Origin of the sequence: Nocardia sp. JCM 34519.1 (genome assembly GCF_020361265.1) — a bacterium.
Taxonomy (GTDB): domain Bacteria; phylum Actinomycetota; class Actinomycetes; order Mycobacteriales; family Mycobacteriaceae; genus Nocardia; species Nocardia arthritidis_A.
This window is the reverse complement of the sequence record NZ_JAIRBR010000002.1, coordinates 285,790-303,465: the sequence shown is the minus strand read 5'-3', so window position 1 is coordinate 303,465 and position 17,676 is coordinate 285,790. Positions and strand designations below refer to the sequence as shown.

At 67.6% G+C, this 17,676-nt stretch carries 11 protein-coding genes and 1 pseudogene; 5 read left to right on the top strand and 7 right to left on the bottom strand.

Annotated features, from left to right (window positions below; translation table 11 throughout):
- Positions 1-309: 309 nt before the first annotated feature.
- On the bottom strand, positions 310-1,254 hold the full coding sequence (locus LGY53_RS07675; RefSeq protein ID WP_225725927.1) for a GlxA family transcriptional regulator: 945 nt from the start codon (positions 1,252-1,254) through the stop codon (positions 310-312).
- A gap of 131 nt (positions 1,255-1,385) precedes the next feature.
- Between LGY53_RS07675 and LGY53_RS07670 the strand changes: the two genes are divergently transcribed.
- A complete protein-coding gene (locus LGY53_RS07670) occupies positions 1,386-2,111 on the top strand; it encodes a phosphohydrolase (protein ID WP_225726272.1) in 726 nt (241 codons plus the stop codon).
- A gap of 57 nt (positions 2,112-2,168) precedes the next feature.
- Here LGY53_RS07670 and LGY53_RS07665 read toward each other — a convergent pair whose 3' ends face one another.
- The 5 genes from LGY53_RS07665 to LGY53_RS07645 all read right to left on the bottom strand — a co-directional run bounded on the left by LGY53_RS07665 (position 2,169) and on the right by LGY53_RS07645 (position 9,362).
- On the bottom strand, positions 2,169-2,699 hold the full coding sequence (locus LGY53_RS07665) for a DinB family protein (protein WP_225725926.1): 531 nt from the start codon (positions 2,697-2,699) through the stop codon (positions 2,169-2,171).
- A 153-nt stretch (positions 2,700-2,852) separates the two neighbouring features.
- The gene (locus LGY53_RS07660) at positions 2,853-4,685 is read right to left on the bottom strand and encodes a phosphoenolpyruvate carboxykinase (GTP) (protein ID WP_167478682.1); all 1,833 of its coding nucleotides are present in this window, start codon (positions 4,683-4,685) and stop codon (positions 2,853-2,855) included.
- A gap of 281 nt (positions 4,686-4,966) precedes the next feature.
- Positions 4,967-6,601 (bottom strand): hypothetical protein, encoded by a 1,635-nt coding sequence (locus LGY53_RS07655; RefSeq protein WP_225725925.1) that lies wholly within the window; start codon positions 6,599-6,601, stop codon positions 4,967-4,969.
- A gap of 787 nt (positions 6,602-7,388) precedes the next feature.
- Complete coding sequence (locus LGY53_RS07650; protein WP_225725924.1) at positions 7,389-8,528, bottom strand: hypothetical protein; 1,140 nt, start codon at positions 8,526-8,528, stop codon at positions 7,389-7,391.
- A 51-nt stretch (positions 8,529-8,579) separates the two neighbouring features.
- The gene (locus tag LGY53_RS07645) at positions 8,580-9,362 is read right to left on the bottom strand and encodes an SDR family oxidoreductase (RefSeq protein ID WP_225725923.1); all 783 of its coding nucleotides are present in this window, start codon (positions 9,360-9,362) and stop codon (positions 8,580-8,582) included.
- Between the two features lie 20 nt (positions 9,363-9,382).
- Here LGY53_RS07645 and LGY53_RS07640 point away from each other — a divergent pair, with 20 nt between their 5' ends.
- From LGY53_RS07640 to LGY53_RS07625, 4 genes and pseudogenes are all read left to right on the top strand, one after another.
- Entirely contained in the window at positions 9,383-10,882 is a 1,500-nt protein-coding gene (locus tag LGY53_RS07640) for a lipase family protein (RefSeq protein WP_225725922.1), read from the top strand.
- 59 nt (positions 10,883-10,941) lie between these two features.
- The gene (trmB, locus tag LGY53_RS07635) at positions 10,942-11,754 is read left to right on the top strand and encodes a tRNA (guanosine(46)-N7)-methyltransferase TrmB (RefSeq protein WP_225726271.1); all 813 of its coding nucleotides are present in this window, start codon (positions 10,942-10,944) and stop codon (positions 11,752-11,754) included.
- Positions 11,751-12,476 (top strand): NYN domain-containing protein, encoded by a 726-nt coding sequence (locus LGY53_RS07630; protein ID WP_174867531.1) that lies wholly within the window; start codon positions 11,751-11,753, stop codon positions 12,474-12,476. Before trmB ends, LGY53_RS07630 begins: the two co-directional genes overlap by 4 nt.
- A pseudogene (locus LGY53_RS07625) lies at positions 12,477-14,804 on the top strand (MMPL family transporter); the annotation flags it as partial.
- Positions 14,805-17,282: 2,478 nt separating this feature from the next.
- Here the strand turns inward: LGY53_RS07625 and LGY53_RS07620 are convergent.
- Positions 17,283-17,642, bottom strand: a complete 360-nt coding sequence (locus LGY53_RS07620; RefSeq protein WP_225725921.1) for a hypothetical protein — start codon at positions 17,640-17,642, stop codon at positions 17,283-17,285.
- Positions 17,643-17,676 lie beyond the last annotated feature (34 nt).

The window sequence follows — 17,676 nt, the reverse complement described above, 5'->3', positions numbered from 1 at the left end:
GATCTCATCGTTTACCGCCGGCCGCACCGGCGGAGCCACGAGTCGATAGGGAAGTAGTTCAGTCGATCAGTTATTGCTTAGCAATCGGACTGGGCGGTCATGAGACTCAGCACACAGCACAGCATAGGGCACCGCTGGGCAAACCTCGCACACCGGGCATCTACCCCTTTCGATGGCCGTGCAAACCCATGCCCGCAACTACTCAGCAGCGCCTGCCGACGCCGTATCGATCGCGGTTCCTTCGACTTTGCCAGCTCCGCGGCGCTGCGGACTGGGGATGGCGAAATCTCGCGCAACTGGGGAATGACATCAGCGGCGGCGGGAGCGACGATAACCCGCCGGGGTGGCGCCGGTCGCGGCGCGCAGATGTGCCCGCAACGCCGTGACGCTGCCGAAACCCGCCTGTGCCGCAACGACTTCCACCGGCAGGTCGGTGGTTTCCAACAGTTCGCGGGCGCGCGCCGCGCGCTGCGCGTCGAGCCAGCGGCGCGGCGTCGTGCCGACCTCCGCCTTGAACTTCCTGATGAAGGTGCGCTCGCTCATCAGCGCATGCCGTGCGAGATCGGGCACCGCGAGTTCGGCGGCGGGGTCGGCGGCCGCCCAGGCCAGCGTCGGCGCCAGGCTGTCGTGAATATCGTTGCGCTGCCTGGGATTCGGTAGATACTGCGCCTGACCGCCCTCGCGGTGTGGCGGGCGGACATTCCACCTGGCCAGTTCGGCGGCGATCGCGGCGCCCAACTCTTTACGGACGATGTGCAAGCACAGATCCCAGCCCGCGGACAGGCCCGCCGAGGTGAGGACGTCACCGTCGTCGACGTAGAGCGCGCCGGGGTCGAGGCGAACCGCCGGATACCGGGCGGCGAAGTCGTCGCAGAAGGCCCAGTGGGTGGTGGCGGACCTGCCGTCCAGCAGCCCGGCCTCGGCGAGCACATAAGCGCCGATACAGATGCTCACCATGGTCGCGCCGCGCGCCGCGGCCGCCCGCAATGCTTCGAGCGCCGCGTCCGGCACCGGGCCGGGCGCCCGGCCCGGAACGATGACGATATCGGCGTCCGCCAATGCCGTCAGCCCGTGCTCGACGTGCAGCCCGAACCCGTCCGGCGACGCGACCGGCCCGGGTCGCACACCGCAGGTGTCGAACCGAAACCCAAGGGGCGCACCGTCTTTGCCCGGGCAGTAGCGGAATGCCTGCACGGCGCAGGTCAGGTCGTATGTGATGAGCCCGTCCAACGCCAGCGCGACAACCTTCCGCATGCCGCCATTCTGGCAGAAATCCGAGTATTAGTGACATTTCCGCCACTCGTCTCCGCGCATATCGACCGGTTCACTGAGGTCACGAACTTTTTGCGACAGAGGGAGACTCGGAAGTGACCGCGCCAGCAGGTATGGATTGGGACTGGGCCATCGACACGGGCGGCAACCTGTCGGGCAGCCAACGACGTCAGCAGCTCGGCTTATTCCTCACCGCGGCGCCACAGCTGATCGCGGGACGGGTGAAGCTGGCCATGGGCCGCCGCGGCAACGGTCGCTGCGATCTCGGTGACGTGCCCGATTCGAAACTGGCCAAGGCCGCGGAAATCGAAGCGCGCGAATGCCTTACCCCGCATGTGCTGGAGCATTCGTACCGCACCTATTTCTTCGGCCGCGCCCTCTACGAATTCGTCGGCGCGCCCTACGATGACGAACTCGCCTACGTCGCCAGCCTGTTACACGACCTGAAGCTCGAACACCCCACTCCCGGAAGGTGTTTCGCGGTCACCGGCGCGGAGCGCGCCGTCGATTTCGTCAAGGCGCACGGCGCGACCCCGGAGCAGGCCGCGACGATCGGCGCGGGCATCGCCGCCCACCTGACGGTCGGTGTCGCCCAACAGCTGGGCGACCTCGGGTTCGTCTCGGCGGGCGCGGGCACGGACGTATTCGGCACCGGCCTGGCCGAGATGGCACCCGACTGGGTGGCCGCACTTCTACGCCAGCATCCGCGTCACGATTTCAAGCGCCACATGCGCGCCTCGGTCGCGGCCGAATCCGCCGCGGTCCCCGGCGGACGCACGAAGTGGTTGAGCACGGTGGGATTCCAACAGCTGATCCAGCTGGCGCCGTTCGCGGAGTAGCCGAAGCCCTTGTCACACAACGGATGAGCGCCGAATCCGCAGCGCTCATCCACCGGCTCACCCGAGATCGTCCGACGCGGAAACGGATTCGATCGGATGCAGGATCTGTTCGCGCAGAATGTCCGCATGCCCGCAGTGCTGCGCCAGCTCGCGCAGCACATGCATATACACCCAGCGCAACGGCAACGGCCCGCGCCGGTTACCCGACACGATGTCGTCGATCCCCAGCTTCGCCGTCATCCGCCGCGACGCCGCGCAGGCCGCCCGATGGGCCGCACGCACGCTCTCGATCGTGTCCCGCTCGGTCAGCACGAACGTTTCGTCGGGGGTCTCGGGAATTCCGATCTCGGCCCGGGTCCGCCCGGTGATCGCCTCATCGAACCACACCTGCTCGGCGAAGGTCACATGCTTGACCAAGCCGAGCAGGGTCGTCTTCGAGGACACCAGCCGCCGTCGCGCCTGCTCCTCGGTCAATCCGTCCAGGCAGGCGTTCAGGTACGCCCGATGCTGGTCGATGAAGGTCTCGAACTGAACCTTTGGCGGACCGTCGATTACCGACTCCGCACGTATCGCTTCGGCTTCACCCATCCAGTGAGTATGGCCCAAACCGGAAACCGGCGAATCCGGACAACCGGAACAGCCATTCGGGCAACTGGCCAGCATTGCCGAATTATCCTTGTGCACAAACGAAACCGCCCGCTCCGTTCGAAAACGAAGCGGGCGGTTTACATTCCGTTAGGGTTAGCCCAAACGCTGCTTCAGAGCTTCGAATTCGTCCCTAATACCGGACGGCAGCTTGTCGCCGATGAACTCGAACCACTCCTCGATGAGCGGGATCTCCTTGCGCCATTCGTCGGCGTTGACGGCCAAAGCCTCGTCCACATCGGCGGTTTCGACCTTCAGGCCGTCCAGATCCAGATGCGTCGCGGTGGGCACATTGCCGATCGCGGTTTCGACGGCCTCGGCGCGGCCCTCGATGCGGTCCACGATCCACTCCAGCACGCGGGAGTTCTCACCGAAGCCCGGCCACAGGAACCGGCCGTCGGCGCCGCGCCGGAACCAGTTGACGTAGAAGATCTTCGGCAGCTTCGCCGCATCGGCGTTCTTGCCGATATTGATCCAATGGCCCAGGTAGTCGCCGACGTGGTAGCCCATGAACGGCAGCATGGCCATCGGGTCGCGGCGCACGGTGCCGACCTTGCCCTCCGCGGCGGCGGTCTGTTCGGAGGACAGCGTCGCGCCCATGAAAACGCCGTGCTGCCAGTCGAACGACTCGGTCACCAGCGGGACGGTGGTCTTGCGGCGGCCGCCGAACAGGATCGCCGAGATCGGCACGCCCTGCGGATCCTCCCACTCCGGCGCCAGGATCGGGCACTGCGCCATCGGCGTGCAGTAACGCGAATTCGGGTGCGCGGCAAGGGTTTCCGTCTCGCGGAAGTACCAGTCGTTACCCTTCCAGTCGATCAGGTGGTCGGGCTCGCCCTCCAGACCTTCCCACCACACGTCGTTGTTGTCGGTCAGCGCGACGTTGGTGTAGACGGTGTTGCCCGCGTCCATGGTGGCCATGGCATTCGGGTTGGAGGAGCGGTTCGTACCCGGCGCGACACCGAAGAAGCCGTATTCCGGGTTCACCGCGTAGAGGCGGCCGTCCTTGCCGAAGCGCATCCAGGCGATATCGTCGCCGAGAGTTTCGGCGCGCCAGCCGGGAACCGTCGGCTGGATCATCGCGAGGTTGGTCTTACCGCAGGCGCTCGGGAACGCGGCGGCGATGTAGTAGGCCTTGTTCTCGGGGGAGATCAGCTTGAGGATCAGCATGTGCTCGGCCAGCCAGCCCTCGTCGTGGGCCATGGCCGAGGCGATCCGCAGCGAGTAGCACTTCTTGCCTAGCAGCGCATTACCGCCGTAGCCGGAGCCGTAGCTCCAGATCTCCCGATCCTCCGGGAAATGCGTGATGTATTTGGTGTCGTTGCACGGCCACGGCACATCGGCCTGCCCGTCCGCCAGCGGGGCACCGACCGAATGCAACGCCTTCACGAACGGGCGATCGGTGCCGAGCTTTTCCATCGCGGCCGCGCCCATGCGGGTCATCACCCGCATGGAAACCACGACGTACTCGGAATCGGTGATCTCGACGCCCAGCTTCGGATCCTCGGCGCCGAGCGGGCCCATGCAGAACGGCACCACATACATGGTGCGGCCCTTCATCGAGCCCCGGTACAGCTCGGTCATGGTCGCGCGCATCTCGGCCGGATCGACCCAGTTGTTGGTCGGGCCCGCGTCGGCCTCGGTCTTGGAACAGATGTACGTGCGGGATTCCACCCGGGCCACGTCGGAGGGATCGGAGAGGGCGAGGAAGGAGTTCGGCTTCTTCTTCTCGTCGAGCTTCTTGAAGGTGCCCGCGGCGACCAGCTGCTCTGTCAGCCGGTCCCATTCCTCATCGGAACCGTCAGCCCAGACCACCCGATCCGGCTGCGTGAGTTCCGCTACTTCTTGCACCCAGGCGAGTAGTTCGCTGTGCTCGGTCGGCGCCTTGCCGTCGGATCCACGAAGACCAGGAATGGTCGCTGAGGTCATTGAAAACTCTCCTGAGATGGGCGGTTCACGATGCTGGCCCGGCATCGAGTGCCACCATTGGCGGTAAGGCACCCGCTACGGCCCGTCTATTGCGCGCCCAAACCGGCGGCGTGCAAGGACTGAAGCGGACGCCCAGGTTCCTGAATAGAGGTTAACGCGCTGTGACCTCTGGTACGGAATCGGGTTTCTCACAGTATCTATTTCCGCGCGAGTGTGCTGCCAACCACAAAGTTGTGGAATTCACCCGTCGCAGTCGGTGCGACGGAACCCGTCCCCCCCAGCTAATCCGACGGCGCGACCCAGCGATCAAGGCATTCGATATCGCGCTGGCAAGCGGCCAGTTGACCGGGTTGTTCGGCCGCCATCCGCCGTATTCTGGCCTCCAATTCGGCGATTCGGCGGTCGGTCTCCACCATGGCCGTGGCACTCGCGCGAACCACCCGGTCGGAGAACGCGGTCTCGGTCTCCACCAGCGCGGTAGTGACCCGCTGTTCCAGCTGGGCCTTCACATTCACCAGCGCCTCGGACACCCACTGCCGGACGTGGTTGCGATCGGCGACCTGACCGCGGGCGCGCACCACCCAGGCCGCCGCACCGGCGCCCAGCAACAGGGTGAACGGGACGCTGGCCACATCGAGCGCCGGGACCAGCGCCAACGGCGAAACCAGCAACCGGCCTAGACCGACACCGGCCGAGGCGCCGAGCGCGATCATGAGGTGATCTTCGACACCGCGGTGGCGCGGATCCGGATCGGGGCCGACCCGCGGCGCCGGATCACGACGCCGATAGGGGGCCGGTTCGGCCGGGGACAGTTCGTCGACGCGGTGCGCCAATTCGGCCAGGCGCTGGTCGATTTCGGCATCGAGCTGGCCGGTGAGCTCGGTGACGGCCTGCTGCAGCCGGTCGGGATAGTCGCCGAGCCGGTTGGGGCGCAGGCGATCGAGTTCACCGCGGGCCGCGGTGTGCAGCGCGCGCACCCGGCCGCCGACATCGGTCAGCAGATCGACGCGTGCCAAGTGGAGTTGACCGCGCAGGGTCGACAGCGAGGTCGCGCGGCCGCCGTCGCGGCCAGCCAGCAGGGTGGCCCGTTCCTCGCGCAGGCGGGCGATCTCGCCGCCGGAGCGCAGCTGTTCGATCTGATCCTCGATGCGCCTGCGGGTTTCGGCCAGCACCCGCGCGGTGATCGCCGCGGTACGGCCCGCGCCCGCGGCGTCCGCGCCCATTGCCGCCGCCGTGAGTTCGGCGTGCAGTGCGCCGAGGCCCGCGCGATCCATCAGGCCGGGATCGCCCGAGGCGCGGGCCGCGACGGCCAACCTGCCCGAGACCGGCAGGACGTCGATATCGCCGAGTCCGGCGCCCGCGAGCAGACCGAGATTCAGCTCGCGCACCGAACGCCAGTCCTGATGTGCGTGAATTCCGTTCATCGCGAGCAGGATTCGCGTACCGTCCTGGCGCAGTCGCTGGAGCATCCGCAGCGTGTCGCCGCCGAGCGTCGTCCCGGCGTCCAGCAGTACCAGCGCGACGGCGGCGGGTGCCTGCCCCGACGGCGATGTCGACTCCACCGCCGCATGCGCATCGGCCACCGGATCGCCGAGCGCGATCCGCGGCTCATATCTGGCCAGTTCCGTGCGCAACAGGGTGGTGTTCGCATCATCGGGGCCGATCAGCGTCACCGCCGATGCGTCGCCGGCGCGCCGCACCGCCTTCAGCAGCGCGACGCCCTGCGGATTCCACCGCGAGACAACGGCTTCGATCTCAGGCGACAATTCGCCGGGCTGTCCTGGCTTGGGCCCGGACGCCTGCGGTGCGCCACCCGAATCAGGTTGCGGCACGGCCGAATTCGACACCGGACGCGCGGCCTCCGGCCCCGGCTCGATCGGTTCGGTAATCGCCCTGATCAGCGGCGCTCCTATCATCGACCGATCCCCACCGCCCGCGATGGAACCAGACTGCGGCACCGGCCGACTCGGCGTCGAATGACCTGTCGCCTCATCGACCGGATATGCCGATGCGGGCGACAAATCCGATCCGGATGCGGAATCCGGTTGCCGTGCAGGGCTATTCGATCGCGAGGAATCCGCCCCGCGCTCAGCGGGCGGCCCGTCGGGACCCGACTGTGGCACAGAACCACCCGAGCCAGATGACGACGCAGCAGAACCGGCCGGGTGCCCGGTCGAACCCGACTGCGGCGCAGAACCACCCAGCGAGCCGGACGGGGATGCTTCAGCACCCGATGGCTGACCCGCCGAACTCGACTGCGGTATAGAACCACCCGGCGGGCCAGGATCCGTCGTGTTGTCGGACGACGACGTCGACGAGCGATCGCCTTGACCCGGCGGCGGCGCGGTTCCACTCGATGCCGCGAGGTGCGCCACGCCTTCGGCGGACGGCGTATTCGACTGCGGCACAGAACCACCCGGCAAGCCGGACGACGACGCATCAGCACCGGACGGCTGGCCCACCGAACCCGACTGCGGCACAGAGCCACCCGACGTTCCAGGATCCGCGTTCTCGGACGACGACGTCGACGGGCGATGGCCTTGATCCGGCGGCGGCGCGGTTTCACCCGATGCCGGGGGATGCGCCGAACCTTCCGAGGGCGGCGTATTCGACTGCGGCACAGGCTCACCCAGCGGGCTCCCCGCCCCGGATGAACGCTCCGGCGCTGGTGGGTCGGGTCGCTGGGCGCTCGCCGGGGTGATGTCAGAGTCCGGCACTGGTCAATCGATCCCATAGGCGGACGTAGCCGTTGTGCACGCGCAGCGCGGCGCGGCGGGCGGCGGGCGGCATATCGCCGGAGACGATGACCCGCCAGCGGGCGGCCCTGACCATCGCGTCGTCGGCGTCGTCGGGAGCGGGCCTCGGATAGCCCGCGGCCAGGTGGGCGACGGCCGGACAGGCCAGGCCCGCGCACAGGCCGAGCCAGCTGGCCTCGTCACCGGACAGATAGTCCTCCAGCAGGGCGCGGCCGCGGGTGCCGTCGACCGGTACCGCGCGGGCGGCCAGCCGGGTGAGCTCGTCGAGCAGGTCGCCGCCGCGCAGCGCCTGAACCTGTTCGTAGCGGCGGTGCAGCAGCCGGTGCAGCGCGTCGATACCGCTGGCGGCGTGCATGAGTTGCAGCAGCGCCTGCGGGGTGATCGCCGGATCGTGGCGCAGCGCGGTGAGCGCGCACGCCACGCCGTACAGATCCCAGCGACTCAGTAGTTCGACGCGTTCGGCGACATCGGGGCCCGCGGTGCGCGCGGTGAACAGATCGGGCGAAAGGGTAAGTGCGGGATCGGTATTCGCGGCATGCCTGCGCAGCGTGCGCAGATCGGCGTCGGTGATCGCGCCCGCGCGGGTGCGCACGGCCAGCGATGCGACCACCGGCAGGGCGGGCACGCCGAGTTCCCTGCCGATCTGATCGGCCGCGGCCACAGCGTCGGCCCAGCGCGAACCGATCGCATCGGCCTTGTTCACCGCGACGATCGCGCGGTCGGCGGGTAGTTCGCCGAGCACCCGGCGGTCCGCCGCGGTCGGGGTGCCCGCGAGCACGTAGACGATGATGTCGGCGTCGAGCACCGGATCCGGATTGCCCGGCGCGTCCACCGGTTCGGTCTCCACCGCCGACATGAGCGCCAGCGCCTGCAGCACGGTGGTCCGGCCGGAATGCGCCCGGCCGGTGACCTGGATGCGCGGCGGTTTGCGCCACTCGTTCACGGCCGCGCCGACGTAGTAGCCGAGCTGGGTATCCGCACCGCCCGCGACCAGCAGGTCGTTGAGCAGCTGTTCCAGTTGATCGTGTTCACGCCCAGGCACCCCGCGTTCGCGCATCGGCCCGTTCGGTCCCGTCTGTGTCGGCATCACTGCACCCCCTTTACGCTGCGCAATTCTTGCAGAAACCGCCGCGCGGGCTCAGCTGCCGCTGAAGTATTTGTTCACGGTGCGCACCGCCCAGTTGGGCGAGTACTTGGCCACGGTGGCCAATACCTTTGCCTGCGTGCCTATTTCATAGTGCACCCGGGGCAGTCTGCCGCGTTTACTCGTCGCCGACCAGATACCGTTCGCGACGTCGTCGGCGGTGAGCCGGATACCGAGCGATCTGGTGGTCCCGGTGTCGACCCCCTCGACCATGCCGGTGCCGACGAACAGCGGCCACACCGCGATCACCCGGATATCGTGGCGCTCCCATTCGAGATCGAGCGCCTCGGTGAGGCTCTTCACCGCCGATTTGGTCGCGCCGTAGCTCGCGAGCTCGGGTTGGCCGTACAGCGCCGAGGCCGAGCACAGGTTCACCACCTGCGCGCCCGGCGTATCCCGCAGATACGGGAAGGCGGTGTGCGTCCCGATGACGACACCGCCGAGGTTGATATCGATGATCGCCTGGTGGCTGGCCAGGTCCAGCTTTTCGAAGGGACCCGCGCGCAGGATGCCCGCGTTGTTGACGAGGATGTCCAGCCGTCCGGCGTCGGCATGGAAGTCCGCCAGCCGCTCGGCCCAGTGCGTGGCGTTCGTCACATCGAGCACGCCGGTGCGGATGCTGCCGCCGGATGCGGTGATCTCGGCGGCGAGCCGAGTCAGACCGACCTCATCTATGTCGTACGCGCCGACGCGGTACCCCTGCGCAGCGAAAAGCAGTGCCGTCGCCCTGCCGATCCCGGCCGCGGCGCCGGTGATGAACATAGACGGTCTGGTCATACCGGCAGTCTAGTGCCGGGGTGCCCAAGGGAGTCCGGGGTTTCCACGGCACCGTCCGCTGGCTTACGCTGCTCGGATGGTCGCTACCAGACCCGGTGCGCGACTTGGTTTTTCGATCGCGGCACGCCGGTGGGCAATGGGGAGTGGGGCCGGGATTCGACGAGGAGGTGGCGATGACGCTCGATGTCGTCGATGCGGAGCCCGAACCGATCGCGCAGCCCGCGACAGGTAAACCCCTACTGCCGAGCAAGGATCCGTTCCATCGGCCCCCGAAGGGTTTCGCCGCCAAGCCCGCGGGCACCATCCTGCGCGCCCGGCGAATCGAGCTGGCGCTTTTCGGCATTGTCCCGCAACAGGTCTCGGCCTGGCAGCTGCTCTACCGCAGCTGCGACCTGCACGGCACCCCGGAGGCGGCGATCACCACCGTGCTGCTGCCGCTGGACGCCGATCCGCGAGAAGACCGGCCGCTCTTGGCCTTCCAGACCGCGATGGACGCGGTCACCGAGCGCTGCGCACCGTCGTACGCGCTGCGGCTCGGCGCGTACGCACTCGGCTCGATCACCCAGCTCGAATGGCTGTTGGTGGCCAATGCGCTGCGCCGCGGCTGGGCGGTGAGCATCGCCGACCACGAGGGTCCGCACGGAAACTTCGGCGCGCCACGCGAACCCGGCTACCGCGCGCTCGACGGCATCAGGGCGGCACTGCGTTTCGAACCGCTCGGCCTGCATTCCGGCACCCGGGTCGCGGTGTGGGGCTATTCCGGTGGCGGCATGGCCAGTTCGTGGGCGGTGGAGATGGCCCCTACCTACGCACCGGAAATCGATATCGCCGGTGCGGTATTGGGCGCGCCGGTCGGCGATCCCGGACAGGTTTTCATGCGGCTCAACGGATCACATTTCGCGGGTCTGCCCGCGATCGTGATAGCCGCACTGCGCAGGCTCTATCCGGCACTCGGCGCGTTGATCGAAAACGAACTCACCGGCGAGGGGCTGCGCATGGTCGCCCGCGCCGAAAGCACCAACCCGGTCCTGGCCGTGCTCACCCTGACCGGCAAGAAGTTCGACGACTACCTTGGCCGCCCGCTCACCGAAGTGCTTGCCGCACCGGCTTTTCTGGCCATGTTCGACGAGCTGCGGCTCGGCAATTCGGTCCCGGACTGTCCGCTGCTGGTGGTGCAGCCGGTGCACGATCAGGTCATTCATGTGGACGGCATCGACGGCCAGGTCGACCGATATCGACGCGGCGGTGCGGTCGTCAGCTATGTGCGCGACCGGCTCAGCGAACACTTCTCACTGCTGCCGCTGGCCACCCCGATGAGCCTGGATTGGCTGACCGAGCGATTGGCCGGGCAACCGGTGAGCGACGAAGAGACGCGAACGGTGTGGTCGGTCGTCGCCTCACCCGCCGGGGTGCGCGGTCTGTGGGAGATGGCCACGACGGCGGTGCTGTGCGCGCTCGGCAGGCCGCTGCGCCAGGAGTCGGCCACGGTGGCGCGGATCCCCCGCGTCCGCGCGGCCTGAGCGGCGAGGAGACCGGCTCCGCACAGTCGATTGCGGCGCTGGTCGGCGAATGCTGGACAATGGACGCCGTGAACGACGCCGCCAACCACACTGCCGAGTCGGTTCCGGGCCAGCCGTCCACAGCCGCGGCCCCGACCGCCGCTGCCCGCCGCCAGGGTTCCGGATCCCGCCTGTATCCGAGGGTCACCAGCTTCCGCTCGCGCAGGGGCGCGCTGACCGCGACCCAGCAGCAATCGTGGGATCGGATGTGGCCGTCGATCGGTCGTGACGTGGCCGACGAGCCGCTCGACGCCGCGGCCTGGTTCGGCCGGGAGGCCCCGCTGGTCATCGAGATCGGTTGTGGCACCGGCACGGCGACGGCGGCCATGGCGCAGGCGGAACCGCATCTGAACCTGATCGGCATCGAGGTGTACCAGCCGGGTCTGGCGCAGTTGGTGCAGCGGGTCGAGCGGGAGCGGATCCCGAATATCCGACTACTGCGCGGCGACGCGGTCGACGTCCTGGAAAATATGATTGCTGAGCAATCGCTAACCGGCGTCCGAGTGTTCTTTCCCGACCCGTGGCCCAAGGCGCGGCACCACAAGCGCAGACTTCTGCAGCCGGCGACGGTGAAATTGATCGCGAATCGACTCCGCCCCGGCGGCGTGTTGCATGTAGCGACCGACCATGCCGATTACGCCGAGCAGATTCTCGAAGTCGGATCGGCGGAACCCCAGCTCATCGGCCTGAACGAGACCACGGGCGGGGTCAGCGCCGAGCATCGGGACACCGCCCCGATCGGCTTCGAAAGGCCCGTCACGAAATTCGAGGGCAAGGCACATCGCGCCGGAAGCGCTATCACCGAACTCATATGGGGGAAGATCGACATATGAGTGTCAGTGAGATGGCCCACGAGGTGGTCGATGTTGCCGGGGAGGTGCACGGAACCGTACCGGAAGGTATGAACCCCACACCCGACGTGCGGCGTGTTCTGCTGGTGTGGGACGCACCCAACCTGGACATGGGCCTCGGCGCCATCCTGGGCGGGCGGCCCACCGCCGCCTACCGGCCCCGCTTCGACGCGCTGGGCCGCTGGCTACTCGCCCGAACCGCCGAACTATCCGTCGGCAGCCCGACCCGCGTCGAACCAGAGGCCACCGTCTTCACCAATATCGCCCCCGGCACCGCCGACGTGGTGCGGCCATGGGTCGAGGCGCTGCGCAACGTCGGCTACGCGGTATTCGCCAAACCCAAGATCGACGAGGATTCCGACGTCGACGCGGACATGCTCGCACATATCGAACTACGCCGCCGCGGTGCCGGCTTGGCAGGCATCATGGTCGCCTCCGCCGACGGGCAGGCCTTCCGGGAACCGCTGGAGGCGATCGCCGCCGCCGGAATTCCGGTACAGGTGCTCGGCTTCCGCGAGCACGCGAGTTGGGCCGTCACATCCGATACCCTCGAATTCATCGACCTCGAGGACATCCCGGGCGTGTTCCGCGAACCGCTGCCCCGGGTCAGCCTCGACTCGCTGCCCGACGAAGGCGCCTGGCTGCAGCCGTTCCGGCCGCTGTCGGCGCTGCTCACTTCACGCCCCGCGCAAGGAGTCGCTTAAGTGTTCACACGCTGGGGCGATCTGGTCTACAAGCTGCGCTTCGCCGTTATCGGCGTCGTCGTTGCCGCCCTGCTGGCATTGGGCGGATACGGTCTCGGCCTGGAAGACCACCTCAGCTCCAGCGGTTGGGACGACCCCACCTCGGAGTCGTCGAAGGCGGCCCATATCGCCGACGCCGCGTTCGGCCGCGATCACAACAGCGATGTGATCCTGCTGTACACGGCGCCGGACGGAAAGACGATCGACGACCCCGAATGGAGTCGCAAGATCGTCGACAACCTGAACAGCCTGCCCAAGAACTATCCGGACCAGATCTCCAAGGTCAATGCCGCGTACTGGCGGACGGATACCGGCGCGTCGGTCCCGTCGACCTTCGGCACCAAGGATAAGAAGTACGCCTTCGCCTCCGTCGCCATCGTCGGCGACAACGACACCGATATGGTGCGCAACTTCCGGAAAGTGAAGGACGTCTTCTACATTCCGGGCGTCGACGTACAGGTCACCGGTCTGCAGGCAGTGGCGGGCACGCTCAACGACACCATCGCCAGCGATGCGCGGCGCATGGAGGTCATCGCCATCCCGGCCGTCGCGGTCCTGCTGTTCTTCATCTTCGGCGGCATCGTCGCGGCCGCCATGCCGCTGATCGTCGGCGGGCTCACCGTCATCGGCGCCAACGGCATCGTCATGTTCATCACCCGGTTCACCGAGGTGAACTCCTTTGTCGGCAACGTCGTTTCGATGATCGGCCTCGGTCTCGCGATCGACTACGGCCTGTTCATCGTCAGCCGATTCCGCGAGGAACTCGCCGAGGGGTACGACACCCGGGCCGCGGTGCGCCGATCGGTGATGACCGCGGGCCGCACCGTGGTGTTCTCCGCGACGATGATCATCGCCAGCCTCGGCGGCATGCTGCTGTTCCCGCAGGGCTTCCTGAAATCGATCGCCTACGGTTCCATCGCCACCGTCGCGCTCGCGGCGCTCACCGCGCTCACCATCCTGCCCGCCATGTTGAGCATCCTCGGCAAGCGCGTGGACATGCTGGGGCTCAAGCGGTTCCGCAAGACCAAGACCGCCGAAGAGGTCGAGAACGGCATCTGGGGCAAGTCCACCCGCTGGGTGATGCAGCATCCGCTGAAGATCGCCATTCCGCTCTGCATCGTGTTGCTGCTGTTGATCATCCCGGTCAAGAACCTGGCCTTCGGCGGCATCAACGAACGCTATCTGCCGCCCGACGATCCGGTCCGGGTCTCGCTGGCCAACTTCTACAAGGTCTTCCCACTGAAGAAGACCGACCCGATCCAGCTGATCATGGTGTCCGACAACAGCAATGACGTCGGAGCGGTATGGCGCGAAGCCCAGCAGGCCCCGGGGCTCATCAAGGCGCCGGGCTCCGCCGGGCCATTCGACACGCCATCGCCGTCGACCACCGACAAAACGGTGTACCGCACCAGCGCGACCCTGGTCGACTCCGATAACGCCGGACCCACCATCGACTTCCTGCGCTCGATGGACGTCCCCGACGATGTGCAGCTGTATGTCGGCGGGCAGCCAGCGATCCAGCAGGACAGCATCAACACGCTGCTGCACCGAATGCCGGGAATGATCGCGTTGGTCGTCTTGGTGACCACGCTGCTGATGTTCCTCACCTTCGGCTCGCTGGTGCTGCCGATCAAGGCCGCGCTGATGAGCGCGCTCGGCCTCGGCTCCACACTCGGCATCCTGACCTGGATCTTCGTCGACGGGCACGGCGCGGGCCTGCTCAACTTCACCCCGCAGCCGATCATGTCGCCGGTGCTGGTGCTGATCATGGCGGTGGTCTACGGACTTTCGGTCGACTACGAGGTGTTCCTGCTGTCCCGCATGGTCGAGGCGCGGACCCGCGGCGCGTCCACCACCGAGGCCGTCCGCGCCGGTACCGCGCACACCGGCAACATCATCACCGCGGCCGCGCTGATCCTGCTCGTCGTCACCGGCGCGTTCGCGTTCTCCAAGCTGGTGATGATGAAGTACCTCGCGTACGGCATGGTCGCCGCGCTCTTCATCGACGCGACGCTGCTGCGCATGCTGCTGGTGCCCGCGACGATGAAGCTGCTCGGCGACGACTGCTGGTGGGCGCCGAAGTGGATGAAGAAGATCCAGGAGAAGATCGGGCTCGGCGAGCCGATCCTCGACGACGAACTGCCCGGCAATGCCGAGCTGGTCGACCTGGTGAAGACCACACCCGTGACCGATCCGGTCACCACGGTGATGCCCGCGTTGAAGACCACGCGCAAAACACCGCACCGACCGCGCACCGTCGAGGAAATCGAGGCGGGCGCGCCGACGGTGCACTTCCCCAACCTGAAAAACGCGGTGACCAAACACGATCCGACGCGGCCGATGCCACCGCAGGCGTTGGGTGAGTCCGGATCCGCGGATTCGGGTGGCTCCGATGAATTCGGGTCGGCGGGATCCGGTGTGCGAGCCGGGGACTTCGAGTCGGATGAATCGGGTTTTCCGGCAACGGAGTTCCTGCGGTTGCCGTCGGAGTTCACGCAGGGCGGGGAGTCCGGGTTCGACCGGGGTGCTGAATCTGAGCCGTTGCCTTTCAACCGCGGCACTGAATCGGGGACAATGCGGGGAGTCTCGGGGCAGCCCGAGTTCAAGTACGGTTCCGAGTCAGGTTCGTCCGGATTCGATCGCGGTTCCGAGCCGGGGCCAGCCGCGTTCGGCCACACAGAATCGGGGGCGACCGAATTCAACGCGTGGGAGTCGCCGTCGGATCCTGATCCGGCCGGATCCGCGCCTAGGGTGCTGCCTGCCGGATCGAGCAGGCCCCCTGTTCCGCCGCGGACCGTCGCGCCCGCACCGATTCCACCTATGCCTCTTGGTGATTCGAGCGGGCCGCGGGTAATGCCGCCGAATTCCGCCGCCGGGGAACCCGTTTCCCGCCTCGATCAACCGCTGGCCTACAGTGCGGAGCCGCCCCGCCCCACCTCCGCACCGCAGCCGATCGACCCCGCCGCGCGGGTGCTGCCGCCGAATTCCGCTCCCCGCGAGGATATTTCGCGGGGCACCTACTCCTCGCCTGGTGCGGATCGGCGTGTCGCGCCGTCACCGCATCCGCCGGTGCCGCGCAATACATCCGCACCGCAGCCGATAGATCCCACCTCGCGCGTGCTGCCGCCCAATTCACCGGCCGCGGACCCGGGTACGCACCTCGGGCGACCGCAGGCCTACAGCGCGCAGAACCCCGACCGCCTTTCGACCCCGCAGCCGATCGATCCGAACGCACGGGTACTACCGCCGAACCCGTCCGCCGCGGAGCCGAATTCACGCCTCGGCCAGCCGCAGGCGTACAGCGAGCAGAACCAGGCCTACAGCGCACTGGCGCCCGATTCCGCACCGCAGCCGATCGACCCAAGCGCACGGGTACTGCCGCCGAATTCGTACGCCGCGGAGCCGAATTCACACCTCGGCCAACCACAGGCGTACAGCGCACAGAACCAGGCCTACAGCGAAGCGGATCCCGATGCGCTCGGCTCCGCACCGCAGCCAAGCAATCCAGCCGCGCGCGTACTGCCGCCGAATTCATCTGGGCGCACGCACTTCGGCCAGCAGGCGTACGGCGCGCAAAACCAGGCCTATAGCGCGCAGAACTCCGACCGGCCCAGCTCGGCGTCGCAGCCGATCGGTCCCAGCGAGCGGGTGTCGCCACCGAATTCCACGGCCCGCGACGATATTTCGCGCGGATTGCCGCCACAGGTCAGGCCCGGCGTCGATCCGGGCGGCCGGTCGAGCGCACCGTCGGATTTCGGCCGCAATGCCGCCGGTGATCCGGGCGCGCGGGTGCTGCCACCGAATTCTGGGGCGCCGGAATCGGATTCGCGGATGCGGCAGCCGGATCCGACCGCACGAGTATTGCCGCCGCGCACCGTGACGCCGCCAACGGATTCCACCGCACCGATGGGGCCACCCTCGCAGCCGACGCCGACCGTCGACGACACCCGGCAGACGCCGGAGTCCACCGAGCGCCCCTCGCATCGCGCACCCACCGACCCGGACAATGGCCCGGACACCAGCCGCAGCAGCATCGAGAACTGGATGGCCGAACTACGCTCGTCCCGACGCCGCATCGGCAACCGCGACGAGGGCCGCCACCACAGCGGCGACGGACGCACAGTCAGCGTCAACGAGCTGCTGCGCCGCCGCGAAAACGACGAGTAGGCCGGGCTACACCAGCAGCGACCCCGCACCGTCTGTCGATAGCCCTACACCTCGAAGCGGACCCCGGCTAAGCCCTGCCGTCAGCCGGGGCCAGCCCTCGCCCACAGCTCCTCCCCCGCCGCGAAAAACGACGACTATGCCGGGCCGTCTGCCGATCGCCACGCACTCCGAGCCGGATCCCAGTGAAGCCCTGCGGTCGACCGCAGAGCCAAACCTCGCACCACGGCTGCGATGGATGCGCCGTCAATGTCAACGAGCTACTACGCCAACGCGAAAACGACGCGGGAGCCAGGCTGCACCAGCGGCAGTCCCGCGCCATCGGCCGATCGCCATACACCTCGAACCGGATCCTGGTGAAGCCCTGCGGTCAACCGCAGAGCCACGCCTCACACCACGGCTGCGATGGATGCGCCGTCAATGTCAACGAGCTACTGCGCCACCGCGAACACGACACGGGGCCAGGCTGCACCAGCGGCAGTCCCGCGCCATCGGCCGATCGCCAGACCCTCGAACCGGATACCGGTGAAGCCCTGCCGTCAACCGCAGAGCCACGCCTCACACCACGGCTGCGATGGATGCGCCGTCAGCGCCAACAAGCTACTACGCCAACGCGAAAACGACGAGTAGGCCGCGCCGTCCGCCGATCGCCACGCACTCTGAGCGCACCAGCACGACATGGATGGCGGCGTCGTGCACCACTCCGGCGACAACGCCGCCGAAATCGCAGCTCGGGCCGTAGCGGGGCGAAATACATTCCGCCGTTGGCTCGTCGAATTCCTCGACCAGCGCGGCAACCGTGCCCGATATCGCGTCAGCACCGAATTCGCCAGCACCACAACCATTTTCGAATACCAGCACGGTGATGGAGATCAGCCGATCACCGACGAGTCGGAACGTGGCGAACGCATCTTCGATCTCGATATCGGTGCGCGCCCACCGGATCGCGCGATCGTCCCGCAACTCCCGCGGTTCTCCCAACCCATCCGGGCGCAGA

Bases quoted from the DNA above. Each gene is read 5' to 3' on its own strand.
- LGY53_RS07645 (WP_225725923.1), bottom strand. From the start codon at position 9,362: ATGACCAGACCGTCTATGTTCATCACCGGCGCCGCGGCCGGGATCGGC.
- LGY53_RS07670 (WP_225726272.1), top strand. From the start codon at position 1,386: ATGGATTGGGACTGGGCCATCGACACGGGCGGCAACCTGTCGGGCAGC.
- LGY53_RS07675 (WP_225725927.1), bottom strand. From the start codon at position 1,254: ATGCGGAAGGTTGTCGCGCTGGCGTTGGACGGGCTCATCACATACGAC.
- LGY53_RS07665 (WP_225725926.1), bottom strand. From the start codon at position 2,699: ATGGGTGAAGCCGAAGCGATACGTGCGGAGTCGGTAATCGACGGTCCG.
- trmB (WP_225726271.1), top strand. From the start codon at position 10,942: ATGGACGCCGTGAACGACGCCGCCAACCACACTGCCGAGTCGGTTCCG.
- LGY53_RS07655 (WP_225725925.1), bottom strand. From the start codon at position 6,601: ATGATAGGAGCGCCGCTGATCAGGGCGATTACCGAACCGATCGAGCCG.
- LGY53_RS07660 (WP_167478682.1), bottom strand. From the start codon at position 4,685: ATGACCTCAGCGACCATTCCTGGTCTTCGTGGATCCGACGGCAAGGCG.
- LGY53_RS07630 (WP_174867531.1), top strand. From the start codon at position 11,751: ATGAGTGTCAGTGAGATGGCCCACGAGGTGGTCGATGTTGCCGGGGAG.
- LGY53_RS07650 (WP_225725924.1), bottom strand. From the start codon at position 8,528: ATGCCGACACAGACGGGACCGAACGGGCCGATGCGCGAACGCGGGGTG.